The sequence below is a fragment of the Campylobacter lari subsp. concheus genome, from assembly GCF_008245025.1.
Taxonomy (GTDB): Bacteria; Campylobacterota; Campylobacteria; order Campylobacterales; family Campylobacteraceae; genus Campylobacter_D; species Campylobacter_D concheus.
Genome location: NZ_CP043426.1, coordinates 450772 through 477449 on the forward strand (window position 1 = coordinate 450772; position 26678 = coordinate 477449).

The following is a 26678-nucleotide window of genomic DNA, read 5'->3' on the forward strand; positions in this document are numbered from 1 at the left end:
TAAATAATTTTTAAAATAGTGATTTTAAAAAAATGATAAAATATTGTAAAAAATTATTAAAGAAAGTATAAGATGAAATGCAAACACTGCCAATTAAACTTTAGACAAGATCAAATGATAAAAAAAAATGGAAATTATTTTTGCTGCAAGGGCTGTGAGAGTGTTTATGAGATTTTACAAGAAAATAATTTGGAAGAATTTTATGAAAAACTTGGCAATCAAACCCTAACTCCTGCCATAATAGAACATAATGTTAAAGATTATGAAAAATACATACAAAAAACCAAAGAAGGTTTTAGTGAGATTTTTTTACTTATAGAAGAAATTCATTGTGCTGCCTGTGTTTGGCTTAATGAAAAAATTCTCATTAAAAGTGAAGGGGTAATAGAAGTTGATATTAATTCTATTACTCATAAAGCTAGAATTGTTTTTGATGAAAAAAGCATAAATTTAGCAAAAATTATCCAAAGCATAGAAAGTATTGGTTATAAAGCTAGTGTGTATTTGCCTACAAAGAATGAACAAAGAGCAACTCAAACCAAAAGAGATTTTTATGCAAAATTAATAGTTGCTATAGCTTGTGTGATGAATATTATGTGGATATCTGTAGCTAAGTATGCTGGATTTTTTAGTGGCATGGAAGCTGATACTAAGGATATTTTGCATTTTGCTGAATTTTTACTTTGTACCCCTGTACTTTTTTACACAGGCTCAATCTTTTATAAAAATGCCTATTATGCTTTGAAATTTAAAAGTGTTAATATGGATACTTTGGTAATTAGTGGGGCAAGTTTAGCTTATATATATTCAATATGGGCAATGTTTTCAAGAGCTTCGCAAGTGTATTTTGATTCTGTGGCAATGATTATTTGTTTTGTTTTTATAGGAAAATACTTAGAGCTTTTAAGTAAGAAAAAAGCTCTTGATACGCTTGATCATTTACGATCGTTTTTAAGTAGTGAAGTAAGGGTTTTAAAAAATGATAAAATAGAAAATATCGATGTAGAAGAAGTGCAAATAGGAGATATTATAGAATTAAAAGAAGGCGATAGGGTTTTAATAGATGGAGTGTGTATTAGTGGTAATATTAGCTTGGATATGTCTAGTTTAAGTGGAGAGAGTTTACCACTTGATGCGCAAAAAGATGATATGATTTATTCTGCTTCTTTGGTTTTAAGCGGGAATGCATTATATAAGGCAAATGCACTTTATAAGGATTCTAAATTAGCTAGGATTATTAATTTACTTGAAAACTCAAGTTCAAAAAAAGCCAAAATAGAAAAAATAGTACAGCAAGTAAGTAAGTATTTTTCACCTATTATCTTAACTTGTGCTTTATTTTGCTTTGCTTTTACTTTTTTTGTGTTAAATTTGGGTTTTGAAGAAGCTATGATACGTATGGTTTCTGTGTTAATTATAGCTTGTCCATGCGCTTTGGCTTTGGCTACACCGGTGAGTTCTTTAGTGGCAATTAGTGCTGGTTTGAAAGAAAAAATTTTATTTAAAGAAGCAGGTGTTGTGGAGGATTTGAGTAAATGTAATGTGGCTGTGTTTGATAAAACAGGGGTTTTAACAAAGGCTAGTTTAGAGGTTAAAAAAAGCTTTTTGGATGAGAGGTTGGATAAAAATGAATTATTAAATTTCTTACACCTAACTAACCACCCAGTGGCTAAAAGTATTTTGAAATTTTTAGATGAAAAAATCGATAGCAGAATAGAATTTGAAAAAGTTCAAAATTTTCAAGCAAGAGGTTATAAAGCCTTTTTGGGCAAAGATGAATTTTTGGGAGGAAATGAGAAATTTTTCAAAGAAAATCATATACAAGTACAAGAATTTCAAATCACGCATTTTATATTTGCTAAAAATAAAATTATATTAGCAACTTTTGAGTTAGAAGATAGTGTGAGAGAAAGTTCTGAGGAGTTGATTAGATTTATGAAAGAATGTAAAATGCAAATTTACATGTTAAGCGGTGATAATTTATCTGCTGTGAGTAAGGTGGCTGAAAAATTAAAAATAAATAATTTCAAAGCATCGTGTATGCCAGAAGATAAAATGCAAATAATAGCTAATTTAAATCAAACAGGTAAGGTTTTAATGGTAGGAGATGGGATAAATGATGCTTTAGCGCTTTCTTATGCAGGTGTTGGGGTTTCTTTAAAAGAAGGTTCTGAGCTTGCTATGGAAAATAGTGATATTATATTGTTAAAAAATGACCTAAAAAGCTTACAAAAAGCCATACAAATAGCTAAAAAAACTTATCAAATTATTAAACAAAATTTGGCTTTTTCTTTATTTTATAATGCCTTGAGCATGCCTTTAGCTTTTTTTGGTTTGATTAATCCTTTAATTGCGGCTTTATCAATGTCTTTTAGTAGTATAATAGTGATTTTAAATGCTTTAAGGATTAAAAAATGAACGGTGTTTTAATGATGATGATAGGCGTTTCTTTGGTTGCTTTGTTTTTGGCAATTTGCGCTTTGCTTTGGGGTATAAAGAATAAACAATTTGATGATGATTATAAATTTACTACTTTAAATGATAGTGAAGAAGCTTTAAATGATGCGGTGATTTTAGAAAAAAGAAAAAAAGAAGCTTTGGAAAAGAACAAAAAACAGCCATAAAGGCTGTTAAATTATTTTTTTAAGCTTTCGATATATTCTTCAATTGCTTTGAAATCTGCTTCTGTTAAACCTTTAAGGTTGATTTTCATGATAGCACCTTGACCATAAGCATTTCTTTTACCTGCTGCATAGTCTTTCATGTATTGCAATCTTTCAGCTGCAGTTAAAGAATTTAAAGCAGGAACTTTGTTAAGATAAACTTTATCTGCTTTAGCACCATGACATACTGCACATTTTTTGTAAAGTGTAGCACCATCTGCAGCAAAAGCTGAAACACCAAGACATGCTAAAGCTGATAAAACAAGTAGCTTTTTCATTGTATTACTCCTATATAAATTGAAAATAAAATGTTTTTAATTATAAGCTTTTTTTATTTAAAGTCGCTTAAAATTTTTTTTACTTGATAAATTATAAAAATCTTAATAAAAATACATTATAATTTTTTTATGAAAACAAAGGCGTTATTTTTAGATAGAGATGGGATTATTAATATAGATAAAAAATACGTTCATAAGATCAGTGATTTTGAATTTTGTGATGGTATTTTTGAACTTTGTGAATTTTTTCAAAAGCAAAATTTTTTAATTTTTGTAGCTACTAATCAATCAGGCATTGCTAGAGCTTATTATAATGAAAAAGATTTTGAAATTTTAAGCTCGTATATGCTAGGTGAGTTTTTGAAAAAAGGCATTAAAATAGAAAAAATTTATCACTGCCCGCATTTAGAAAATTGTGAATGTCGTAAGCCAAAACCTGGCATGCTTTTAAAAGCACAAAAAGAATTTAATATAGATTTTTCACAATCTTTTTTTATAGGGGATAATTTAAGCGATATGCAAGCTGGAATTAATGCTGGTGTAAAAAATCTGTTTTTGATTAATGAAAATTATAATGACGATAAAAACTATAAGGTTTTTAAAAATTTAAAAGAACTTTTGCATTATTTAAAGGATAGAAAATGAAAATAGTGATAACGGGTGGAGCAGGTTTTATAGGCTCTGCACTTGCTTTAGAACTTCAAGATAAACATGAAGTTTTGATTGTAGATAAAATGCGTTCAAGCGTTATTTTTGAAAATGGAAATTTAGAAAGTTTTGGTCATTTTAAAAATATTTTAGATTTTGAAGGCGAACTTTATGTGGGTGATATTAACGATGAAAAAACTTTAGAGGTTATAAAAGATTTTAAACCTGATGTGATCTTTCATAAGGCCGCAATTTCAGATACAACTGTTTATGATCAAAACAAAGTTTTAAAGACTAATTTAAACACTTTTAAAGATTTTATAGAACTTGCTTTGGAGCTTAATGCAAAATTAATCTATGCAAGTTCAGCTTCAGTTTATGGAGATGCTCCAAGCCCGCAAACTGTAAATTTAAGTGAAGCCCCTAAAAATCCTTACGCATTTTCAAAGCTAATGATGGATAAATTAGCAAAAAAATACTTTGATAAAATGCATATAGTTGGGCTTAGATATTTTAATGTATATGGTAAGGGAGAATTTTTTAAAAATAGTACTGCTTCTATGATTTTACAATTTGGACATCAAATTTTAGCGGGTAAAAGCCCGCGTTTATTTGAAGGAAGTGATCAAATTTATCGTGATTTTATATATATTAAAGATGTCGTGAGTGCAAATTTGCAAGCTTTAGAAGCAAAAAGTGGAATTTATAATGTAGCTACAGGCAAGGCAAGAACTTTTCAAGATATAGTAGATATTTTACAAAAAGAATTAAACACTAATTATCCTTGTGAGTATATTCCTAATCCTTATAAAAACGCTTATCAATTTCATACTCAAGCAAAATTAGATGAGAGTTTTTCATATAAAGCTAAATTTAGTCTTGAAGAGGGAATAAAAGATTATTTAGATGAGATTAAAAGGCTTTATGAAAAGGAAGTAAATGCTTGATTTTTTAAGTTCTAAAAAGCCAAAAATTTTAGTTGTTGGGGATTTTATGGTGGATCGTTATATATGGTGTGATTGCACTAGAATTTCTCCAGAAGCTCCTGTAATGGTGGTGAAATCACAAAAAGAAGATAAAAGATTAGGTGGGGCTGGTAATGTGTATGCAAATTTAAAAAGTCTTGGTGCTGAGGTTTTTGCTCTAGGACTTGTGGGTAATGATGAGAGTGGGAGATTTTTAAAAGAGAATTTAAATGCAAGATTATTAGTAGAAAAAGATAGAAAAACCCCTCTTAAGAGTAGGGTTTTATCACATTCTCAGCAAGTTTTAAGGCTTGATGATGAGAATGATTTTGATACTAAATTAGAAGATGAAATTATTCAAGAATATAAAAAAATCGCAAAAGATTATGATGCGATTGTTTTGAGTGATTATGCCAAAGGGGTTTTAACTTCAAAAGTAACAAAAGCTTTGATAGAGCATGCAAATACTTTAAATTTACCTATTTTGATTGATCCAAAAGGAAGTGATTTTAGTAAATATCAAAATGCAACCTTACTAACTCCAAATAAAAAAGAAGCTATTCAAGCTTTGGGTGTAGAAAAAATTGATAATTTAGAAAAAGCTTTAAAAAAATTAAAAGATGATTTAAATCTAACTTATTCTATTATAACTTTATCTGAAGAAGGAATAGCACTTTTTGATGAAAAATTACATATTATTCCCGCAAAAGCCTTGGAGGTTTATGATGTAACAGGGGCTGGAGATAGTGTTATAGCTATGCTTGCTTATGCTTTGGCTTTAAAAGTTGATATTATAAAAGCGTGCGAACTAGCAAATGATGCAGCAGCTGTTGTGGTAGCAAAAGTAGGAAGTGTGAGTGTAAGTTTAGAAGAGATAAAAAACCTCAAAAAAGCTTCTTTTGAAGATAAAATTAAAAGCAAAGAAGAGCTTGTAAAATTGCTACAAAACCAAAAAGTAGTTTTTACCAACGGATGTTTTGATATTGTGCATTATGGCCATATAAAATATCTTGAAAAAGCTAAAAAATTAGGAGATATCTTAGTTGTAGGTTTAAATTCAGATGAAAGCATAAAAAGATTAAAAGGAAATTCAAGACCTATAAATTTAGAGTTTCAACGTGCATGTATGCTTGCGAGTATGTATTTTGTAGATTATGTAGTGATTTTTAATGAAGATACTCCTTATGAATTAATAGAGTTTTTAAAACCTGATGTGCTAGTTAAAGGAGCTGATTATAAAGACAAAGAAGTGGTGGGTTCAAATTTAGTAAAAAAAGTAGAATTGATTGACTTTGAAGACGGATTTAGCACTACCAATATAATTAATAGGATTGCAAATGATAAATAAAATCGAAAAGGAATTTATTCAACATCGAAAAACCTTAGAGCAAAGTTTAAATTTAAAAGAGCAAATTGCTATGGTTGCTCAAGAGTTAAAAATGTGCTTGAAAAGCGGTGGAAAAATTTTAATTTGTGGAAATGGTGGAAGCGCTGCAGATAGCCAACATTTTGCAGCTGAACTTAGCGGAAGATATAAAAAAGAAAGAAAGGCTTTAGCTGCTATTGCTCTAAGCACTGATACTTCTGCTTTAAGCGCTATAGGAAATGATTATGGTTTTGAATTTGTTTTTTCAAGGCAAGTTGAAGCTTTAGCTAGCGATAATGATATATTGATTGGGATTTCTACTAGTGGAAAAAGTCCAAATGTGATCAAAGCTTTTGAAAAGGCCAAAGAAATTGGTGCTAAATGTATAGGGCTTAGTGGAAAAGGTGGTGGAGTGATGAATGAATTATGTGAGCATAATATAGTCATTTCAAGTGATGATACAGCTAGAATTCAAGAAATGCATATTTTAATTATACATTGTTTATGTGATTTGATAGAAGAAGAATATTAAGTTTGGGTTATTTTCCCAAACTTAAATAATATTCAATTTGATCTTTTTGTAAAATTCTAATTAGATTTGTACTTCCTGCAACACCTATTGGAAAACCTGCGGTAAGAGTGTAAACCCCATCTTTTTTCATAAGGCCTTTTTCGACTCCAAGTTTTACAGAATTGCTTAAAAGTTCTGTTAAATTTTCATGTTTTTCTATTAATATAGCAGGTTGAACTCCCCAAACTATACTTAAAAAATTTAAAGCTTTTTTGGAATGAGTGATAGCTATGATATCCATTTTTGGACGATATCTTGCTGTTTTAACCGCGGAAGCACCACTACTTGTGATGGTAAAAATTGCATTTGCATTTAAATCGGTTGCTAGTTGTGTGCTTGATTTAGCGATAATATCGGTTTCATTGAAACATTTAAAGGTTTCAAATTTTTCATAAGGATAGTTTTTTTCTGTTTCTATAATGGTTTGAGTCATAATATCAACCGCATTTGCCGGATCAATCCCTACCGCGCTTTCTTCACTAAGCATAACCGCATCAGTACCATCAAGCACAGCATTAGCAACATCTGAAATTTCAGCTCTTGTGGCAGTTTTGGATTTTGCAAGTGAAAAAAGCATTTGAGTAGCAGTAATGACAGGTTTATTAGCTTCATTGGCTTTTTTAATGATGAGTTTTTGTATATTTGGCACTCTATAATAAGGCACTTCAATGCCTAAATCCCCTCTTGCTACCATTATACCATCACTACAATTTATGATTTCATCGATATTTTCAACAGCATCAAATTTTTCTATTTTTGCAAAAATAGCAATTTTAGCATTATTTTCATCAAGTATTTTTTTAACTTCATCAATATCATGAGCATTTTGCACAAAAGAGATGGCTAAAAAGTCAACATCGTTTTTAATGCCCCATGCAAGATCGTCTTTATCTTTTTGGGTGATAACATCGATATTAATTTTTGTATTAGGAAAATTAATTCCCTTGTTTGAACTAAGCACCCCGCTATTTTCTACTTGAGTTTGGATAAAATCTTTTTCAACTTGTACTACTTTGGTTTTGATGGAGCCATCACAAAGATAGATGTATTCTCCTACCTTTAGCATAGAAAGAATTTCAGGATGATTAATACAGACTTTATAATGTTCGTTAGAAAGTTTTTCTCCTTCAAAAGTATCCTTGTAAAAGTCTAGTCTATCTCCATTTTTTAATTCAAAAGCTTCTGGAATTTTTAAAGTTCTAATTTTTGGCCCACTAATATCTTGCAAAATTCCAATTCTTGCATTAAGTTCAGTTGCTACTTTTCTAATAGTAGCTAGATTTTGACTATGATACTCATGGGTTCCATGTGAAAAATTTAAACGAAAAACATTCACTCCATTAATAATCATTTGTCTTATTGTAGCTTCGTTTTCACTTGCTGGTCCAATCGTTGCAACTATTTTTGTTTTTTTTAGCATTTCTTATCCTTTTTATAGTAGTTCGCTAGTAAATAAATCCTCATTAAAATTAGCACCCAAGTATTGACAAATAAGTTTTGCATCTCTATAGCCATTACCAAGACAACTTGTAGCACCTGGACTTGGGGTCATGTTGAAAATTATACCTGGAATTTCAGTAATACTTGCTTCTCCAAGCATTAATTCTCCTGCCTTTTTATCAAGCACTTGAGGGCGTACTCCACCAAAATTTTTAGCATAGTATATATCATCTGTTTTCAAACTAGGAACTATTTTTCTTGCATCTTTTACAAAAAGTCTTTTGTTAATGTAAGGAATTTCAAATAAATAATTATAAAGAATATAGTTTCTAATAGTAGAATCTTTAAAAAGATTAAGGCAAATTTTGACTACATTCATGTCTAAGTTAAGTGTTTTGAAAAATTCAGGTAGTGATTTAAAACCATGGTATCTTTCTAACATAGGGATAACTAAGGCAGTAGGGCCAAAGCGTGTATTCATATTAGCTAATAAATCAGGATCGCCATGTAGCGCAGCAAATGGTAGTTTTGGATTTTGCACCATGTAAACTTTACCATTTAAAATTTTTCTTTTAGACATATAAAAACTTCCTGCAACCGGAAAGCAAGATTTATCTAATCCTATACCCATTTTATGCGCTAAAAATAAAGAATGCGCTCCTGCATTTACTATAATAGATTTCGCACTATATTCTTTAAAATCTTTTGTTTTGATATAAAAAATATCATCTTTTTTTTCTATAAACACAACTTCTTGATTGTAGGCAACATGAGTATTTTTTTCTTGTTTGCAAGCTTGCTCTATAAGATTTTGACTCATCAAGCCAAAATCTACTGTAGTATAAACCGCTCCTGCTTCTACACCCATAGCTACTACTTCATCGGTTCTATTATTCACGCCATCTTCACCCAATACAACATTAGGTTCTATTTGCTTGATTTTATCTTTGGTATAAAATTTAATATAAGGATATAATTCTTTAAATTCTTCATATCTATTTTTCATATACTCGCATTCTTTGTCTCCAACTGCAAGTGCGAGTTTTTGGTGTGAGTGCATAAACTTATTTTGTGCATTTTGCAAAAGACCATATTTTACAATCATATCTGCTGTTGTTTTAACTTTTTTTGCTTTTTCTAAAGTGTAATTTGTCTCTATATCACCACAGTGGATAGTTTGTGAATTGCTTGTGCTATGGCTATTTAAAGTTGCAGCGCTATTGTATTTTTCTAACAAAGCAATATTTTGAATATTTGTGTATCTAGCCAGCTCATAAAATACTGCAGCACCAGAAATCCCACCGCCAATTACCACGGTATCAAAATGTTTTTGATCCATTGTTATCAATTCCTTTTGTGTGTTTGATTTTGCTAATAATATCAAAATATAGTTGTTTTGGGTAAATAAATTTTATAATTTCAAGTGCAGGGGTGTAGAAATAAATTTTAAAGTATAAAATTTTCACAAACAGCTTTTTTCATACCTCTAAAAATTAAAAATTTATCATAAATTGCATAGTCGAAAAAATTCGCAAGAAATTGCCCATCTCCTCCTGTAAAATATAATTTTTTATCATATGCACTATCTTTTATAAGCAAATATATGCTTTTAAAAACTCCATAACTTAAAGCATCAACGGTTTTTTGAGGGAAAGCATCAAAATTAATTTGTGTGTTTAGCTCGTATCTTAAACGTGATGAAATATTGGAAAAAGATTTTTTGTAGCTTTCAATACCTGGGAGTATAAATCCCCCAAGATGAATAGAATTAGAAATAATATCTACAGTTATTGCAGAACCCGCATCAACTACAACACCATCTTCTATAGTGTAACATGCTGCTATTCTATCAACCCCTAAATTCTTATAAATAGTATCAAAATTAAAATATGGGGCAAGATTGATAAATAAAGGATTTTGCTCTAATCTTTGCTCTAAATTCGGATTTACATTGATATAAAATACTTTTTGTGTAGGTTCGTATTGTAAAAACTGCTCAATACTCATAGAATAAAATTTTTGTTCATTTAGAAAACTAGCGGTTGTATTGCCAATATCACATAAAAGCATAATTTTTAATCCCTTTGGTAGCTAGATATTCTTTTGCTTTAGAACAAATTAAAGCTTGGTGAAATATAAAATAATTTTGAAAATTTAAGTTTAGAGTTTGGCTTAGATTTTGAAAAATATCTTCAAAATCTAAACTTTCTTTTATTAAAATTTTACTTTTTGCAAAAGAAAATAAAATTAAACAACACTGTTTATTTGTATTCTCTCCATAAATACAAATTAATTTTTTCTTTTTACTAAAAGCATGGATATCTAAGGATTTAGTATTTTTTAAAACAATCCCATATTTTATAAGAATATCGCTAAGCTCTTGATTCATTTTAGTTTAATTGTAAAAATTTGTTTTGAAAGAAAAATTTACCATTAGCCATAAAACTTTTTTTATCAACGGCTTCACTTAGTTTATATACTGTATAATCTTTCAAATTTGTATTTAGCTTGATCAAATAACCTGTTTTTTCAAAAATATACAAAGAGTCATTGTACAAGGTGCTTTTAGAAAACAGAGCAAACTGAAATTTTATTTCATCGATTTTTCTAAGATTATAATCATTTTTAATAACTCTTCCATCTTTTGTTAGTACAAAAATTTCATTATCATTAGTGTTTACTTCTTTAATATTTTCGTTTAAATATAAGGTTCTGTTTGGAGTAACAACGATGATTTTTTGTGCAGTTGCAGCAATCATAGTATCATTTTTAACATGAAGATAGATGATATTGTTAAAAAATTCTTCACTGCTTACTAAAATTTCTTTACTCACTTTTAGTGAGCTTTTACTAAGTATGGCTAATTTTCCATTAAGCATAGGATATATGATAATGGTATTTAAAAAATAAGGATTAGCATAACGACTGTCTTGAGCATAGGCTGTGCCAAGATTTTGAAGTATTTTAATACCAAGATTTTTATTTGCATATACTAAGGTATTGCTAGCTAAAATTAAAGCTATATCATCTCCATCTATACTTGCACTCACTACACTTTCATTAAATTTATGAGAAAATAATTCATTACCTTGTAAATTTAAAATCTTAAAATTTCCATTATCATCACCAATAAGAATCTCTTCTTGTTGCATATTTATAATATGATAATTTTTATCTAGTTTAAAATTAATAATATTTCCTATGGTATCTATAAAGGAATTATTGTTTAATTGTGCTATATTGTTGTTGAAATTTATAATCTTACCATTAATACTTTGAGAGCTATAAGGAAGCTGCTCTACTTGTGTTGGTTGATAATACTCCCTTTTTGTGCCACAAGCACTAAAAAATATTAAAGTAATGATAAATAAATAAAAATGTTTCATTTTATTCCTTGATAATGTTTTAAACTTGTAATAATCTGCCATAAGGGAGAATTTATAGGTATTTTATTAAATTCTATATCTGCATTTTTAAAATCATTTTGTTTTAGAAATTCAAAACCTGCCAACAAGGTATTATAATCTTTCAAAAAGTCTGATTTTTGATTGTTTTGAGCAAGCACTATTTGTTTTAACAAAGGATCTATGTTAAGACTTAAAATTTGATTAAGATCTTGATTATTTTGATTCATCATGAATATGGTGTATAGATTTGCATTTTTTTGTTTTAATTCTTCAAGTAATTTTTGGTCTGAAGGATTTTTCAATAAGTTGTTAAAAATCATATTACTTTCTTGGATATTACTTTCTTGTTTTAGATTGTAAAAATAACTTCCACTAAGATATGCAATTAAAAGTACAATGATTACAATGAAATAGTATTTGTATTTTTTTATAAAGCGCTCAGATTTGATAAAATTTTCCATCATCTGCTCTTGAGAGCTTAATTCTACTTGAACCGCTTTTAGGTTTTCTTTTAAAGCCATATTTTCCCTTTTTTAGCAAGAATAAACATTATTTATTGTTTTAAGTCTATAATTGTAACATATAAAAATGAAAAAATAAATGATTTTATGTTATAATTTTTAACCTAAAAAGAGTTTTCTTGAGTTAAAAATTAAGATTAAGGTAAATTATGCAAATTGATGATAAATTATTGACCAAACTTGAAAAACTAAGTGCTTTAAAAATTGCCGATGATAAAAGACAAGAATTGGAAGAACAATTAAGTCAGATTGTTAATTTTGTAGAAAAATTAGATGAGCTAAAACTTGATGATGTCGAAGCTATGACTAGCACTACAAATGCTGCAACGCCATTTAGACTAGATGAAAGTAGAAAATCTGATGTGATAGATACGGTTAGCAAGCATGCTCCAAATTCTCAAGATGGATTTTTTGTAGTCCCTAAGATAATTGAATAAAATATTTGGAGTTTAATATAGATGGAAAATTTTTCTTGGTTTGATGTATTTGTTTTAGGTTTAACTGTGATTTTAGGTTTAAAAGGTTTGGTAAGTGGTTTGTTTAAGGAAATTTTTGGTTTATTGGGTATAGTTGGCGGGGTTTTACTTGCTTCAAGATATGCTAAAGAAGTAGCAGAAATTATTAATAATAATTTTTATGCAATTGAAAATGAAAATCTTGCGGTTTTTGCGGGATTTTTGGTTTTGTTAATTGTAATTTGGGTAGCTTGTATGGCTTTAGGAAATATACTATCAAAGATTTTTAGTATGAGCGGTCTTGGTTTTATAGATCGTATAGGTGGATTTTTATTTGGCAGTGCTAAAATATTTTTGATTTTTGCAATTTTAGTGGCTTGTATTAATAATATAGAATTTTTAAATGCAAGTTTAGAAAAGTATGCTAAAAATAGCTATACGCTAGATCTACTTAGACAAACAGGTGATTTTATAATGAATACTGATTTTACTCAAAATGGTTTAGATAAAATACAAGAACAAATTATAGATTCTAATTTAAGTCTAAATTCGGAGGTAAATAATGCAAATTGAAAATATAGAATATGATGTTTTGCTTGAGCGTTTTAAAAAAACACTTAAAGATAATGGTCTAAAATATACTAAACAAAGAGAAGTGCTTTTAAAAACTTTATATAATAGCGATATGCATTATACTCCAGAAAGTCTATACGTAGAAATAAAGCAAAAAAATCCCGAATTAAATGTAGGCATTGCAACAGTTTATAGAACTTTAAATTTATTAGAAGAATCTGGTATGGCTACTTCTATATCTTTTGGTGCTTCAGGGAAGAAATTTGAACTTGCAAATAAACCTCACCATGATCATTTGATTTGTAAAAGTTGCGGCGAGATTGTAGAATTTGAAAATCCTATTATCGAACAACAACAAATGTTAATCGCAAAAGAATATAATTTTAAATTAACAGGACATTTAATGCAACTTTATGGCCTATGTCCACAATGCAGTAAAAAATAAAGGTATATTTAATGTTTGATAATATTTTAGAGCAACAAAAAATTCAAAAAGCGCAAGAGTTAAAAGAATTAGGAATCAACCCTTATCCGCACTTTTTAAAAAAAGAAATGAGTATAAGTGAATATAAGGCTAAATTCACCTATATTAAAAATATAGAAAATCAGCGCGATGAAAATGCTCATGGAGTATTAGCAGGAAGATTAAAGCTTCTTAGGATAGCTGGCAAATCAGTATTTGCTAATATAGAAGATGAGCAAGATAGTTTACAAATTTATTTTAATCAAAACATTTTAGGGGAAGAGTACTTTGCCATTTTAAAAAAATATCTTGAAGTAGGGGATATTGTTTTGGTTAAAGGTTTTCCTTTTATAACAAAAACAGGAGAATTCAGTCTTCATGTAGAACAAATTCAAATAGCTACAAAAGCCATAGTGCCTTTACCAGAAAAATATCATGGGTTGACAGATATTGAGCAAAGATATAGAAAAAGATATCTTGATATGATTATGAATAGCGAGGTAAGAAAAGATTTTATTTTGCGTTCTAAAATCGTTTCTTATATTAGATCTTTTTTTGATAACAAAGGATTTTTGGAAGTTGAAACACCAATGATGCATCCTATTGCAGGGGGAGCAAATGCAAAGCCTTTTGTAACTTATCACAATGCTTTGGGTGTGGAAAGATTTTTAAGAATTGCCCCAGAATTATATCTAAAACGTTTGATTGTAGGCGGTTTCGAGGCAGTTTATGAGATTAATAGATGTTTTAGAAATGAAGGGATGGATTTAACACACAATCCTGAATTTACTACAATCGAGTTTTATTGGGCTTATCATAATTATCATGATTTAATGGATTTAACAGAAGAGCTTTTTGCTATGCTTTTAGATAAGTTAAATTTAGATAAAAAACTTGAATTTGATGAAAAAATAATTGATTTTTCTAAGCCATTTGAAAGAATTACTTATAAAGACGCATTAAAAAAATATGGCGGTTTGAATGATGAGCTTATTGACAATAAAGAATTAATATTGGAAAAGCTAAAAAAAGATGGATTTGAAGCCAATGAAAAATTGGAATTAGGCCATTTGCAAGCTGAACTTTTTGATAATTATGTTGAAGATAAATTGATCAATCCTACTTTTGTGATAGATTTTCCTATTTCTATAAGTCCTTTATCTAGAAGAAGTGATAAAGATATAGATATTGCTGAAAGATTTGAGTTGTTTATCGCAGGTAGAGAAATTGCAAATGGATTTAATGAGCTTAATGATCCGCTAGATCAATATGAGAGATTTTTAAAACAAATTGAAGCTAAAAATGCAGGCGATGAAGAAGCATGTGAGATGGATGAGGATTTTGTTAATGCGCTAGGCTATGCTATGGCACCAACTGCGGGGCAAGGTATTGGAATAGATAGATTAGTTATGCTTTTAATTAATAAAAAATCAATTCGTGATGTAGTGCTTTTCCCGGCTATGAGACCACTTAAAAATGAGATAAAAGGAGAGTAAATGTTGGAAAAATTTGATAAAGAAATTTTTGATTTAACCCAAAAAGAGTTAGCAAGACAATGCGATGGTCTTGAAATGATAGCAAGTGAAAATTTTACCATACCAGAAGTTATGGAAGTTATGGGAAGTATTTTAACAAACAAATATGCAGAAGGCTATCCTGGTAAAAGATATTATGGTGGATGTGAATTTGTAGATGAGATTGAAACGATTGCTATAGAAAGATGTAAAAAACTTTTTAATTGTAATTTTGCCAATGTACAACCTAGCTCAGGTTCACAAGCAAATCAAGGTGTGTATATGGCATTATTAAATCCTGGTGATAGAATTTTGGGTATGGATTTAAGCCATGGAGGACACTTAACTCATGGTTCTAAAGTAAGTTCCTCTGGAAAAGTTTATGAAAGCTTTTTTTATGGAGTTGAGCTTGATGGAAGAATTAATTATGATAAAGTTAGAGAGATAGCAAAAGAAGTTAAGCCAAAACTTATTGTTTGTGGTGCTAGTGCTTATCCTAGAGTGATCGATTTTGCCAAATTTAGAGAAATAGCAGATGAGGTTGGCGCATACTTGTTTGCTGATATTGCGCATATTGCAGGTTTGGTTGTAGCAGGTGAACATCCTAGTCCATTCCCTTATGCTCATGTTGTAAGTTCTACTACACATAAAACTTTAAGAGGTCCAAGAGGTGGGATTATTATGTGTAATGATGAAGAAATTGCCAAAAAAATCAATTCCGCAATTTTCCCAGGTATTCAAGGTGGTCCATTAATGCATGTAATTGCTGCTAAGGCAGTTGGGTTTAAATATAATTTGAGTGATGAGTGGAAAATTTATGCTAAGCAAATCATTAAAAATACTGCTACTTTGGCACAAGTTTTAATAGATAGAAAATATGATTTAGTCAGTGGTGGTACTGATAATCATTTGATTTTATTAAGTTTTTTAAATAAAGAATTTAGTGGTAAAGATGCAGATTTAGCGCTAGAAAGAGCAGGTATTACAGCTAATAAAAATACTGTTCCAGGTGAAACTAGAAGCCCCTTTGTAACGAGCGGTTTAAGACTTGGAACAGCAGCTTTAACAGCTAGAGGTTTTAAAGAAGAGCAAATTACTATTGTTGCAAATTATATAGCTGATATTTTAGATGATATACAAAATACTAAACTACAAGAGGAAATTAAGATTAAACTAAAGGATTTAGCAAGTAATTTTATTATTTATGAAAGGGCTTTATTTTGATTACAACAATGGATTTAGCTTTAATTAAAATGGTTACAAGCCATTATTATATAAAGCGTGATACTATAGTAAATAAATACGAATACAAAGGTAGAATTTTCTTTGATAAATTTGAAAAAGTCAATGCCCCATTAACCGCTAGTGTTATACAAGAGCATATGGAAAAAAAGATAATCGTGGCGCATTCTTTGATCAATAGTTTTGATAAGGTTGAAAATATTGTATTTGATTATAACGGTTTTAATGCGGAGCGTTTTTGGCATAGAGCACAGCTTGTTTTAAGAGAAGAAGGCTTTATTAATTTTACTGCTTATAGAACAAGAACTAATAATCATTTGCATTTGTATATTCATAAAGGACATACAACCTTTAACGAGGCTTGTTCTTTGGGTTCAAAACTATCTTTGCTTTTTTCTCAAAAGATGCCAGTGGAGTGGAAGGTTTTTCCTAGTATGGATATACCTAGAGAATTTAATATATTAACCTTGCCTTATGAAGTTTATCAAAAAGAACGCGGTGCTTCTTGGTCTAAACATATGTAATTTGAAAGGATGAAAAATGGAAGAAAAAAATAAAAACGAATTTGATGATATAATTTTGCAAAAAAGCAATAAAAGCGAAAAACTTAAAAAAATTTTACTTAGATCAATTATTTTAATCATTGTATTTTTGGTTGTTATGATAGTAATGAAGCTAATTAATGACCCAGGTGAAGAAAAAGCATTACAAATGCCATCGGAACCACAAGAGCAAGCTGCTTATGAAAATAATTTTAATTCTTTGCCTATTACAGATAGTGCTAAAGAAGAGGATGAATTTGAAGCCTTAGCTAGAAAATTAAAAGAAGAGAGCTCTTTGAATGATACAAATACTACCATAGAAGAAAAGCAAGAAGCTCCAAGCAATAGTGTTTTAGATCAAATTACAGTAGAGCCAAAAGAAGAGCCAGCTAAGGTGGAAGAAAAACAAGAAGAGACTAAATCTATAGAAAAATCTATAGAAAAACCGACTCAAAAACCTTCTGAAAAACCAAAAAATAATATAGTTGAACAACAAAAAGTTCCAGAGCAAAGCAATACGAATGAATTATTTGAAAGTATTAAAACACCAAATGTTCAAACACAACTTCCTTCAGGTGCTTATATTCAAGTTTTTTCTTTAAATAGTTTAGATCCTAAATCAAAAGAGTTAAATATACTTAAAGAAAATGGATATGATTATAAAATTTATAAAACAACAGTAAATGGCAAAGAGCTAACGAAAGTTTTAGTTGGGCCTTATAAAGAGAGTGAGTTAAAGGCTGAATTAGAAAAAGTACGTTCCAAAATCGCAAAAGGTGCTTTTACATTTAGAGTAAAATGAAAACTTTTGCAGTTATAGGTGATCCTATTATGCATTCTAAATCTCCAAGAATGCATAATAATGCCTTGCAAGCTCTCAAAGAAGATGCAGTTTATACAAGATATCATCTAAAAGATAAAGCAAAACTAAAAGAGATTATTCAAAAGTTAGATGGTGCTAATATCACCATACCTTTTAAAGAAGCAGCTTATGTAATAGCTGATTTTAAAGATGAAAGTGTTATACATATAGGCTCTGCTAATACTTTATTAAATAAAGATAATAAAATTTATGCTTATAATACAGATTATTTGGGATTTTTAAAAGCGATTGAAGATTTTTCTTTCATTAAAAATGCTTTGATTCTGGGTGCTGGGGGTACAGCTAAAGCTTTGGCATATGCCTTAAAATCTATAAATATTGAAGTTGCAGTAGCAAATCGTTCTAGCGCTAGATTTGAAAATTTAGCTAACTATCCATGTTTTTTATATAATCAACTTGATTTAAGTAAAAAATTTGATTTGATAATTAATACAACTAGCGCAGGTTTAAATGATGAGAAACTACCTTGTCAAGAAGAGATTTTAAAAGGTATTTTTCAGCATGCCAAATATGCTTTTGATGTGATTTATGGTAAAAATACACCTTTTTTAAAGTTAGCAAGAGAAAATGGCTTAAAAATAAAAGATGGCACACAAATGCTTTTATGGCAAGGTGTTTTTGCTCTTGAGTTATTTTTAGAATGTCAAAAAACAGAAGAAATTTTTAAAGCCATGGAAATGGCTTTAAAACTTCCTCAGTGACTAAACCAAGATTTGATTTTATCAAACAAGCTTTCTTGCTCTATAAAGGCTTCTTCATCTGCTAAGCCAAAACTTTTCTCAAGTTGCAATAGTAGATTTTTTTGTTCATCAGTAAGCGTTTTTGGAAACTTTATTTCAATTTGTACAATATGTGAGCCTAATTTTCCATTGTGAATGTTTTTAACACCTTCATTGGCTAATTCGAATTTTTGTTTATCTTTTGCACCTACTGGAAGCTTAAGATTAGCCTCGCCTCTTATAGTAGAAACTTTAATAGTCTTACCAAGAGCAGCTTGGGTAAAAAATACGGGTACTATGGTATAGATATCATCATCATGTCTGATAAATTTATCATCATCTTCTACGATGATTTTGATATATAAATCACCTCTTTGAGAAGAATTTGGAAGCTCATTTGCTTTATTTTGTACTCTAAGACTCATACCACTGTCTATACCTTCTGGTATATCAAGTTCTATGTGATCTTTAATTTCTTCATAGCCATTACCATGACATATTTTACATTTATCTTTTATAATCTGACCACTACCTTTACAATAATCACAGCTTTGCACAAAAGTCATAAAGCCTTGTCTAACACCAACTTGCCCTTTTCCTCCGCAATGAGGACAAGTATCTAATTTTCCATTTTCTGAGCCACTTCCTTTGCATGATTTACAAAAACTTTTATAGGTAAAATCGATCGTTTTTTTGCAACCAAAAATAGCTTCTTTAAAGCTAATTTTTGCTGTTATTTTTAAATCTTGAGGATATTTATCTCCTTTTTCTTTTTTACGCGTTGAGCTGCCAAAACCAAATCCATCTCCAAAAAAGCTCGAGAATATATCCCCTAAATCAACATCTCCAAAACCACCAAAACCACCGGCTTGACCTTTAAGTCCTTCTTTTCCGTATCTATCATATATACTTCTTTTTTCATCATTGCTAAGCACCTCATAAGCTTCGTTTACAAGCTTAAATTTTTCTTCTGCTTCTTTATCTCCTTGATTTCTATCGGGATGATATTTTAAAGCCATCTTTCTATATGCTTTTTTTATGGTTTCTTTATCTGAAGTTTGGGAAATTTCTAGTATTTCATAATAATTAAGTTTCACTTCTTTCCTCTCTTGAAAAATTAATATTGTAATTTTAGCAAAAAAATAAATGAATAGTTAAATTATGTGTTATAATGTTAAGTTTGTAACATATTTTCACTAAAGGGGTAGAGATGATTAATGTTTTAATGATCGAAGATGATCCAGATTTTGCAGAGTTTTTGGCAGAATATTTGGCCCAGTTTAATATAAAAGTTACTAATTATGAAGATCCGTATTTGGGGATGAGTGCTGGTATAAAAAACTATGATTGTTTAATTCTTGATTTAACTTTACCTGGGCTTGATGGTCTTGAAGTTTGTCGTGAAATAAGAGAAAAATATAGTATTCCTATTATTATTTCTTCAGCTAGAAGTGATTTGAGTGATAAAATTGTAGGACTTCAAATAGGTGCAGATGATTACCTGCCAAAACCATATGATCCAAAAGAAATGCATGCAAGAATTATGAGTTTGATTCGTCGTTCTAAACGAACCAATGAAACTCCTGAGAAAATAATCAATTCAGCATTTAAAATTGATGAAAAAAGACATGAGATAAGTTACAATGATGAGGTTTTGGTTTTAACTCCTGCTGAGTATGAAATTTTAAGCTATATGATAAGACAACATGGTTTTTCGGTTAGCAGAGAACAACTTGTGTATCATTGCAAAAGCTTAAAAGATAAAGATTCTAAAAGCTTAGATGTTATTATTGGTAGACTTAGAACTAAAATTGGTGATAGTTCAAAAGCACCAAAACATATTTTTTCAGTTAGAGGAATAGGATATAAATTGATAGGATGAAAGTAACTATTAATCTTAAAATTACCGTTCTTTTTGCAACAGCTTTTTTGTTTGTTTGTGCTTTGTTTGTGCTTTTAGGAAAGGTTCAGATTGATTCTTATTTAACTAACGAGCAAGGAAGACAAAAAGATATTGTGGAAAAAATAATATACAATTTAGAAAGAAAAGAAGGTTTTTCAATACATGAGTATCTTCTTTCTAAATCTTTTAAGTTAGTTGAAAATGATCGCAGTGTAAAACATATCATTGCAAAAGGCGAAAAGGTATTTAGGATTAATTCTTTATACGGAAGTTTTTCTTCTATTATTTATCATAATCAAATTTTTTTCTATGTAGAAAGGTTGAATACAAAACATCTTTATGAATTAAATGCTTCTACGCGTTTAGAATATTTATTTTTATTAAGTTTCTTTTTTAGTTTGATTTTGATTGTATTTTTATATTTTTCAGTATTAAGATCTTTAATGCCTTTAAAAATTCTAAAAAAGAAAATCAAAAATATTAGCGCAGGTAAAATTGAGCCTTTATCTGAATACTCTCAGATTAATGATGAAATTTCAGAAATATCTTTTGAATTTGACCATGCTATTAATAAAATTCAAGAGCTTGTAAAATCAAGGCAGTTTTTTTTAAGAATGATTATGCATGAGCTTAAAACGCCTATTGGTAAAGGTAGAATAGTATGTGAAATGCTAGATAATCAAAAGCAAAAAGATCGCCTAGTGGCGATTTTTGAAAGACTTGAATTGTTGATTGATGAATTTGGGAAAATTGAAAAAGTCTTATCAAGAAATTGTCAACTTAATTTGCAAACCTATCATTTGAGTTTGATTTTGGAGCAAGCTGAAGATTATTTAATGAGGGATGATTTTTATCAAAAAGTAAAAATCTCCTATAAAGAAGATACTATGATAATTGCTGATCTAGAACTCTTTTCCTTAATGCTTAAAAATTTAATTGATAATGCTATTAAGTATTCAGATGATAAAGCGTGTGAGATTATATGCTCTGGAGATTATATAATTGTTAGAAATAAAGGGATGCAGCTTAAAAAAACTTTTGATTATTATTTAAAACCTTTTGTAAGAGAACAAAATACCCAAGTAGAGGGAATGGGGCTAGGACTTTATATTATTAATAATATTTGCAATCTTCACGGTTATAATTTAACTTACAGCTATGAAGATGGCTATCATACTTTTAAAATTGTTTTTTCGAGGTTAAAATAATTTGAAAGGCTTGGAAAAATTTAATGAGCTAGTATCTACCTTTTCTGCTTTGCCTACTATAGGGAAAAAATCCGCTTTAAGACTTGCATATCATGTTTGCATAAAAGATCCTTTACTAGGTTCTAAGCTTGCTTATCATATTGAAGAATCAATTAGAATGATAAAAAAGTGCGCACAATGTGGTGCTTTAAGTGAAAATGAATTATGTGAAGTTTGTTCTAATATAGAAAGAAATCATAGTATTATTTGCATAGTTCAAGATTCTAAAGATGTCTTGGTTTTAGAAGATAGTGGAAGTTATGATGGGCTTTATTTTGTACTTGATAATACAAGTGAAGAAAACATTATAAAATTAAGAAGTATGATTGAGTATAATAAAACCACAGAAATATTTTTTGCTTTCACACAAGGTTTAAATTCTGATGCTATTGTCTTTTTTATAGAAGAAAAATTAAAAGATTTAAATTTGAGTTTTTCTCAAATAGCTCAAGGTATTCCAAGTGGTGTTAGCTTGGAAAATGTTGATTTTATATCTTTGCATAAAGCTATAAATCACAGAACTAAGCTTGATTGATATATTGTTTTAACAATGCTAACCATTCGCTTTTATTAATATCATTTAAGATTAAATTTGCAAAATTACAATCTTTAACTCTGTTTTTGGAAAAAAGCAAAATTACAATTTGCGGATTTTTTATCTTATACTCTTGTAAAATTTGACTAATATGTGTTAGATCAAATTTTATAACTTCATAGTCTACTAAAATTAATTTAAATCTAAATTGTAATGCCTTTTTAAAGTCACTTAAATTATCTATAGTTTGATTATGGGAACAAAATTGATTAGTTATGTTTAAAATAAGATCATTTTCAAAGTAAGAAGATTTAAAAATTAAAACATTATAATAATCTCTTACAGTGTAATACTCTTGCGTAAAATGAATATTTAAAAAATCAACAATCTCCTCAATATGAATTTCTTCAAAAGTGAAATTTAAAACATCATCTATTTTTTCCTTTGAAACGATAAAAGAATAATTTTTATCATCTTTTTGGTTGTGTTTGAATAAAATTTCACTACTAATACCCATTTTAAGCAAAATAGACTGCAATAGAAAATTTTCATTTTTGTTGTTATTGATAATACCTGCATGTATGTTTTTAAAGCGTCTGTACTCTAAGTTGGGTTTATAATCATTGATAAAAGGTTTTAATATATAAGCAGAATTATCTAGATATAGATACCTCAAGCCGTGGACAAGATATTGATAATTTTGTTCTAAATGTAGATTTTCCCTTTTTTGCTCATGCAATTTTTTATTCATTAAATCCAACGATAATTTTAAATTTTCTTTTAATTCTTCTAAAGAGTTTGATTTTGGTAAGGAAAAATATTTTTCTATCTCTTGAATCAAGGTTTTATCTTTTTTGTTTTTATGATTTTTTGAGATTATATAAATACAGGCAATAATAAAAATCAAAATGCTTATAAAAGCATAAATGAAGAATAATTTTTGATCCATAGGATATAAAAAATAATAATTTAAAAAACATAAAATTAAAGTCAAAACACTAATAAATAATATCATAAATTTTCCTTGATTAATTTAGCTATTTTTGCATTGGAAAGTGATTTTAATTCATCAAAGCTAGCTTTGCTAATCTCATTAAAACTACCATAATAATCTAAAAATTTTTTAATATACCCTTGGGAAATTCCAAGTTGTATTAATCTAGAACTTTGCAAATCTTGTTTTCTTTTTGTTTTTTGATGAAAACTAATTGCAAAGCGATGTGCCTCATCGCGTAATTTTTGCAAAAATTGTAATTTTTTATCATCAGTAGAAAGTTGAATTTTGCCTTCTTGGGTATAAATTTTATCTTTCGCGCTTCCTTTTGCCCTGTAAGCTTTTGCATCTATTTTTTCTTTAGAAATTGCTAAAACATCTACATTTGCCCCAGAGCTTTTGATGATATCATTGGCTAGCTTTAATAAAGCATCTCCTCCATCAATTAACCATAAATCAGGCGGGGTATTTTTGTCAAATGACAAAGCCCTTTTGCTAAGGATTTGAAGCATTTGATCGTAATCATTTTTATAGGATAAATGGTAGTGTCTATAAGAACTTTTGTCAAATTTTCCATCTTTATAGGCTACCAAAGCACCGACATTTGCTTCACCTTGCATATGAGAATTGTCAAAAATTTCTATATAATTAGGATAATTTTGTAGGTTAAAAAATTCTTTTAATTCTTTTAAAAACAAATAATCATCACTTTTTAAGTGCTTTTGTATGTGTATTTTTGCATTTTCTAATGCAAGTTCACATAAGGCTTTTTTTTCACCAAGTTTTGGAGTCTTAAGATGAAATTTTTTAGAAAACCTTTCACTAAGTAAATTTTGCAAAAGGTTCATGTCTTCAAATTCTTCATGCGTATAAATTCGGGTTGAATTTATTGGGCTATCTTGGGTATAATTTTCTAATATGTATTGCTTATATACTGCATTTAGGTCAAATTCATCTTGATGATTTAGAGTTAGCACTTTATGGTTTGAGCTAATTATTCTGCCATTATTTATAACAAAACGCACCATAGAGAGTATATTTACTTCATGATATATGGCAAAAACATCAAAATCTTCTAATTTTGCAAGGTCTATTTGTATTTTTACGCTTAAATCTTCTATTGTTTTGATTTGATCTCTTATAATAGCTGCTTCTTCGTAGTTTTCATTTTTTGCATATTCAAGCATTTTATTTTCTAAATTTTTTGTTAAAGATAAGGGATTTAAAAGGGCTTGAGTGGCCTTTTGGATAATTTTTTCATAATCTTGTTTGGAAATTTTTTGCTCACATGGTCCTTTGCAACGCTTGATTTGATAAAAAAGGCAAAGTTCTTTACAAGATTTTTTTTGTCTTAGCTCAAATGATAAATACAAAGCATTTAAAAGCTCTTTTGCTCCTTTAAAAAAGGGACCAAAATATTTTATTTTATTTTTTTTGATAATTTTTCTTGTAATCTCAAATCTTGGAAAATCTTCATTTAAATCTATATAAATATAAGGGTAGGTTTTATCATCTCTTAATAATATATTATATTTTGGATGAAGTTGTTTTATAAAAGAATTTTCTAGTATTAAAGCATCAGCCTCACTTTTTGTAGTGATAAATTCTAAATGATGTGTTTGGCTAATCATTTTTTGAATTCTTAAGCTATTTTTAGGATTAGGACTAAGTTTTGGAGTGAAGTTAAAATAACTTCTAACGCGGTTTTTTAAATTCTTGGCTTTACCTACATATAAAAGTTTACCTTGAATATCAAAGTATTGATACACACCAGGTAAATCTGGTAAGGTTTTGAGTTCATTTTCAAGCATTTTTTATAAGCTTTCGTAGTTCTTCAAATTTGTTATGTAAAATAGGATTTTCAAAATTATTTTTAAAATTTCCATTAGAAAGCTCTAAGTGAACCTTTTTATGTTCATTGGTAGTATTATTTTTAGAAATAAAGTTTTGATCACTGAGTATTTTTATGTTTTCTACCTTTGCAAAATTACTCATTGGTCTAGCTAAAGTATAGTTTTTTATGAGACTTTTAATTATTTTTTTGGTATTATCGTGATTTAATTCCATATATGCAATGTGGTGCTTAACTAAAATAATCAAGGTATTATTTTTTATAAAGAGTTTGGTAATCATTTGTTGGTGATTGTAATTAAATAAATTTAAAAACTCTTTATACTGAAAAAATATTTTTAAAGGTTTATAATGATTAAAATCAGCAAGCTCGTTGATAATGTAATGACTCGTTTTGATTTTCATTTAATTATTCTAACATTTTTTTTATTAATATTTCTAAATGCATGCGGCTATAAGGATGCTCCATTTTATGAGATAAAGGATAATAATGGCAGTGCAAAGGAAATAAAAAAATTCCAATCTTTGGAGAGTGAAATATGAGTAAAATACTTTTTTTACTTTGTTTTGGTGTTAGTTTTTTGTTAGCTAGTCAAACGCATGAGCTAAATTTAGCTTTTAGTGCTTTAGGTATAGGTATTTTAATAATTTTTATATTAGGTTATTATTTTATCGCAGCAGAAGAGAAATATCATATCAATAAAACTAAGCCCGCTTTATTTATAGGAACTTTTTCTTTTATTATCATTGGTATATATATGGTGATGAATGATTTAGACACACAAATACTTGAAGAAAGTGTAAATCATCTTATTTTGGAAATTGCACAAATTGTGTTTTTCTTAATAGCTGCTATGACTTTTATAGAAGCCTTGATAGAAAGATCGGTTTTTGAAACTTTAAAATACAAACTTGTAAGCAAGGGTTATACTTATAGAAAATTATTTTGGCTAACAGGTGTTTTAGCTTTTTTTATCTCCCCAATTGCAGATAATCTTACAACTGCTTTGATTTTATCTACTGTGCTTTTAACCATAGATAAAAATAATAAAGAATTTTTAATTCCAGGCGCTATAAATATTGTCGTTGCAGCTAATGCTGGTGGAGCTTGGTCGCCTTTTGGTGATATTACTACTTTGATGGTTTGGACAGCAAAAAAAGCCACGTTTTTTGAATTTTTTGCTCTTTTTCCTGCTTCTTTTATTGGTTGGTTACTTACTGCTTATTTATTATCACGTTATGTGCCTAATATTAAGCCAAATTTTCACAAAGATAATTTAGAAAAAGTTGAGATTAAACCAGGTGGTAAAGTTTTTATTGTGCTTGGTTTTTTAACTATAGCTTTAGCGGTATTTATTCATAGTATTTGCGATTTACCTGCAATGTGGGGTATGATTTTTGGTCTTTCATTGCTTAGTTTGTATATGTATTTTTTCAACAGAAGGCAAGGCAAAAAAGATTTAAATATTTTTCATTATATGACGCGTATTGAGATGGATACTTTATTATTTTTCTTTGGTATTCTATCTGCTGTTGGCGCTTTACATTTTGTTGGTTGGCTTGCTTATGCTTCTGATCTTTATGCAAAATTTGGAGCTACTAGTATTAATATAGGAGTAGGATTTTTATCTGCTATTGTTGATAATGTTCCAGTTATGAGTGCGGTATTAAAGGCAAATCCGAGCATGGATGATACTCAATGGCTTTTAGTAACTCTTACAGCAGGAATAGGGGGATCTTTGATTAGCTTTGGTTCGGCTGCTGGAGTAGGGGTAATGGGTAAAATGAAGGGAGTTTATACTTTTAATGCTCATTTAAAATATGCATGGACGATTTTGGTTGGCTATATAATATCTATTATAGTTTGGTATGTACAATTTCAATTGTTAAATTTGTAA

The 26678-nt window shown here is 28.9% G+C and carries 29 protein-coding genes; 18 read left to right on the forward strand and 11 right to left on the reverse strand.

Features of this window, described 5'->3' with window-relative positions:
• Positions 1-72 precede the first annotated feature (72 nt).
• Both CLCT_RS02395 and ccoS read left to right on the forward strand, forming a co-directional pair.
• Positions 73-2418: a heavy metal translocating P-type ATPase gene (locus CLCT_RS02395; protein ID WP_149062142.1), complete on the forward strand. Its 2346-nt coding sequence runs from the start codon at positions 73-75 to the stop codon at positions 2416-2418.
• Positions 2415-2624, forward strand: a complete 210-nt coding sequence (gene ccoS, locus CLCT_RS02400; protein ID WP_039668142.1) for a cbb3-type cytochrome oxidase assembly protein CcoS — start codon at positions 2415-2417, stop codon at positions 2622-2624. Before CLCT_RS02395 ends, ccoS begins: the two co-directional genes overlap by 4 nt.
• Before the next feature lie 11 nt (positions 2625-2635).
• On the opposite strand, the gene CLCT_RS02405 is transcribed toward ccoS, so the two are convergent.
• On the reverse strand, positions 2636-2941 hold the full coding sequence (locus tag CLCT_RS02405; RefSeq protein WP_039668143.1) for a cytochrome c553: 306 nt from the start codon (positions 2939-2941) through the stop codon (positions 2636-2638).
• A 129-nt stretch (positions 2942-3070) separates the two neighbouring features.
• Here CLCT_RS02405 and CLCT_RS02410 point away from each other — a divergent pair, with 129 nt between their 5' ends.
• The 4 genes from CLCT_RS02410 to gmhA are packed head-to-tail and all read left to right on the forward strand — an operon-like array spanning position 3071 to position 6452.
• On the forward strand, positions 3071-3586 hold the full coding sequence (locus tag CLCT_RS02410) for a D-glycero-alpha-D-manno-heptose-1,7-bisphosphate 7-phosphatase (RefSeq protein WP_149062143.1): 516 nt from the start codon (positions 3071-3073) through the stop codon (positions 3584-3586).
• On the forward strand, positions 3583-4536 hold the full coding sequence (rfaD, locus tag CLCT_RS02415) for an ADP-glyceromanno-heptose 6-epimerase (protein ID WP_149062144.1): 954 nt from the start codon (positions 3583-3585) through the stop codon (positions 4534-4536). The genes CLCT_RS02410 and rfaD overlap by 4 nt, the downstream gene beginning before the upstream one ends.
• Positions 4529-5902: a D-glycero-beta-D-manno-heptose-7-phosphate kinase gene (gene rfaE1, locus CLCT_RS02420; RefSeq protein WP_149062145.1), complete on the forward strand. Its 1374-nt coding sequence runs from the start codon at positions 4529-4531 to the stop codon at positions 5900-5902. Before rfaD ends, rfaE1 begins: the two co-directional genes overlap by 8 nt.
• Positions 5892-6452 (forward strand): D-sedoheptulose 7-phosphate isomerase, encoded by a 561-nt coding sequence (gene gmhA / locus CLCT_RS02425; protein WP_039668147.1) that lies wholly within the window; start codon positions 5892-5894, stop codon positions 6450-6452. The genes rfaE1 and gmhA overlap by 11 nt, the downstream gene beginning before the upstream one ends.
• A 7-nt stretch (positions 6453-6459) precedes the next feature.
• Here the strand turns inward: gmhA and pyk are convergent, their stop codons facing one another.
• The 6 genes from pyk to CLCT_RS02455 all read right to left on the reverse strand — a co-directional run bounded on the left by pyk (position 6460) and on the right by CLCT_RS02455 (position 11859).
• Positions 6460-7911, reverse strand: coding sequence for a pyruvate kinase (gene pyk / locus CLCT_RS02430; protein ID WP_039668148.1), 1452 nt, complete (start codon positions 7909-7911; stop codon positions 6460-6462).
• Positions 7912-7923: 12 nt separating this feature from the next.
• A complete protein-coding gene (locus CLCT_RS02435) occupies positions 7924-9270 on the reverse strand; it encodes an FAD-dependent oxidoreductase (protein WP_039668149.1) in 1347 nt (448 codons plus the stop codon).
• Between the two features lie 107 nt (positions 9271-9377).
• Complete coding sequence (locus tag CLCT_RS02440) at positions 9378-10001, reverse strand: type III pantothenate kinase (RefSeq protein ID WP_149062146.1); 624 nt, start codon at positions 9999-10001, stop codon at positions 9378-9380.
• Positions 9988-10320, reverse strand: coding sequence for a hypothetical protein (locus CLCT_RS02445; RefSeq protein ID WP_039668151.1), 333 nt, complete (start codon positions 10318-10320; stop codon positions 9988-9990). Before CLCT_RS02445 ends, CLCT_RS02440 begins: the two co-directional genes overlap by 14 nt.
• A 1-nt stretch (position 10321) precedes the next feature.
• The gene (locus CLCT_RS02450; RefSeq protein ID WP_149062147.1) at positions 10322-11317 is read right to left on the reverse strand and encodes a hypothetical protein; all 996 of its coding nucleotides are present in this window, start codon (positions 11315-11317) and stop codon (positions 10322-10324) included.
• Positions 11314-11859 carry a hypothetical protein gene (locus CLCT_RS02455; RefSeq protein ID WP_149062148.1) on the reverse strand — a complete coding sequence of 182 codons (546 nt, stop codon included), beginning with the start codon at positions 11857-11859 and terminating at the stop codon, positions 11314-11316. Before CLCT_RS02455 ends, CLCT_RS02450 begins: the two co-directional genes overlap by 4 nt.
• 149 nt (positions 11860-12008) lie before the next feature.
• Between CLCT_RS02455 and gatC the strand changes: the two genes are divergently transcribed.
• Genes gatC through CLCT_RS02495 form a run of 8 tightly spaced genes read left to right on the forward strand, consistent with a single transcriptional unit; the run spans position 12009 to position 18232 of the window.
• Positions 12009-12296, forward strand: coding sequence for an Asp-tRNA(Asn)/Glu-tRNA(Gln) amidotransferase subunit GatC (gene gatC, locus CLCT_RS02460; RefSeq protein WP_149062149.1), 288 nt, complete (start codon positions 12009-12011; stop codon positions 12294-12296).
• A gap of 21 nt (positions 12297-12317) precedes the next feature.
• Positions 12318-12887: a CvpA family protein gene (locus CLCT_RS02465; RefSeq protein WP_039668155.1), complete on the forward strand. Its 570-nt coding sequence runs from the start codon at positions 12318-12320 to the stop codon at positions 12885-12887.
• The gene (locus tag CLCT_RS02470; RefSeq protein WP_039617809.1) at positions 12877-13332 is read left to right on the forward strand and encodes a Fur family transcriptional regulator; all 456 of its coding nucleotides are present in this window, start codon (positions 12877-12879) and stop codon (positions 13330-13332) included. The genes CLCT_RS02465 and CLCT_RS02470 overlap by 11 nt, the downstream gene beginning before the upstream one ends.
• 11 nt (positions 13333-13343) lie before the next feature.
• The gene (lysS, locus tag CLCT_RS02475) at positions 13344-14846 is read left to right on the forward strand and encodes a lysine--tRNA ligase (protein WP_149062150.1); all 1503 of its coding nucleotides are present in this window, start codon (positions 13344-13346) and stop codon (positions 14844-14846) included.
• Positions 14847-16088 carry a serine hydroxymethyltransferase gene (locus CLCT_RS02480; RefSeq protein WP_149062151.1) on the forward strand — a complete coding sequence of 414 codons (1242 nt, stop codon included), beginning with the start codon at positions 14847-14849 and terminating at the stop codon, positions 16086-16088.
• Complete coding sequence (locus CLCT_RS02485; protein WP_012661221.1) at positions 16085-16630, forward strand: DUF1882 domain-containing protein; 546 nt, start codon at positions 16085-16087, stop codon at positions 16628-16630. The genes CLCT_RS02480 and CLCT_RS02485 overlap by 4 nt, the downstream gene beginning before the upstream one ends.
• A gap of 16 nt (positions 16631-16646) precedes the next feature.
• A complete protein-coding gene (locus tag CLCT_RS02490) occupies positions 16647-17450 on the forward strand; it encodes an SPOR domain-containing protein (RefSeq protein ID WP_149062152.1) in 804 nt (267 codons plus the stop codon).
• A complete protein-coding gene (locus CLCT_RS02495; RefSeq protein ID WP_149062153.1) occupies positions 17447-18232 on the forward strand; it encodes a shikimate dehydrogenase in 786 nt (261 codons plus the stop codon). Before CLCT_RS02490 ends, CLCT_RS02495 begins: the two co-directional genes overlap by 4 nt.
• On the opposite strand, the gene dnaJ is transcribed toward CLCT_RS02495, so the two are convergent.
• On the reverse strand, positions 18226-19347 hold the full coding sequence (dnaJ, locus tag CLCT_RS02500) for a molecular chaperone DnaJ (protein ID WP_149062154.1): 1122 nt from the start codon (positions 19345-19347) through the stop codon (positions 18226-18228). The two genes, CLCT_RS02495 and dnaJ, sit on opposite strands and share 7 nt — an antisense overlap.
• A 113-nt stretch (positions 19348-19460) precedes the next feature.
• Between dnaJ and CLCT_RS02505 the strand changes: the two genes are divergently transcribed.
• The 3 genes from CLCT_RS02505 to recR are packed head-to-tail and all read left to right on the forward strand — an operon-like array spanning position 19461 to position 21935.
• Entirely contained in the window at positions 19461-20132 is a 672-nt protein-coding gene (locus CLCT_RS02505) for a response regulator transcription factor (RefSeq protein ID WP_012661225.1), read from the forward strand.
• On the forward strand, positions 20129-21361 hold the full coding sequence (locus CLCT_RS02510; RefSeq protein ID WP_149062155.1) for an ArsS family sensor histidine kinase: 1233 nt from the start codon (positions 20129-20131) through the stop codon (positions 21359-21361). The genes CLCT_RS02505 and CLCT_RS02510 overlap by 4 nt, the downstream gene beginning before the upstream one ends.
• Before the next feature lies 1 nt (position 21362).
• Positions 21363-21935, forward strand: a complete 573-nt coding sequence (gene recR / locus CLCT_RS02515) for a recombination mediator RecR (RefSeq protein WP_149062156.1) — start codon at positions 21363-21365, stop codon at positions 21933-21935.
• Here the strand turns inward: recR and CLCT_RS02520 are convergent.
• The 3 genes from CLCT_RS02520 to CLCT_RS07665 are packed head-to-tail and all read right to left on the reverse strand — an operon-like array spanning position 21922 to position 25185.
• The gene (locus CLCT_RS02520; protein WP_149062157.1) at positions 21922-22950 is read right to left on the reverse strand and encodes a hypothetical protein; all 1029 of its coding nucleotides are present in this window, start codon (positions 22948-22950) and stop codon (positions 21922-21924) included. The genes recR and CLCT_RS02520 overlap by 14 nt on opposite strands.
• Positions 22947-24740, reverse strand: coding sequence for an excinuclease ABC subunit UvrC (uvrC, locus tag CLCT_RS02525; RefSeq protein ID WP_149062158.1), 1794 nt, complete (start codon positions 24738-24740; stop codon positions 22947-22949). The genes CLCT_RS02520 and uvrC overlap by 4 nt, the downstream gene beginning before the upstream one ends.
• A complete protein-coding gene (locus CLCT_RS07665) occupies positions 24733-25185 on the reverse strand; it encodes a hypothetical protein (protein ID WP_170230430.1) in 453 nt (150 codons plus the stop codon). Before CLCT_RS07665 ends, uvrC begins: the two co-directional genes overlap by 8 nt.
• A 134-nt stretch (positions 25186-25319) precedes the next feature.
• Here CLCT_RS07665 and nhaD point away from each other — a divergent pair, with 134 nt between their 5' ends.
• The gene (nhaD, locus tag CLCT_RS02540) at positions 25320-26678 is read left to right on the forward strand and encodes a sodium:proton antiporter NhaD (RefSeq protein ID WP_149062161.1); all 1359 of its coding nucleotides are present in this window, start codon (positions 25320-25322) and stop codon (positions 26676-26678) included.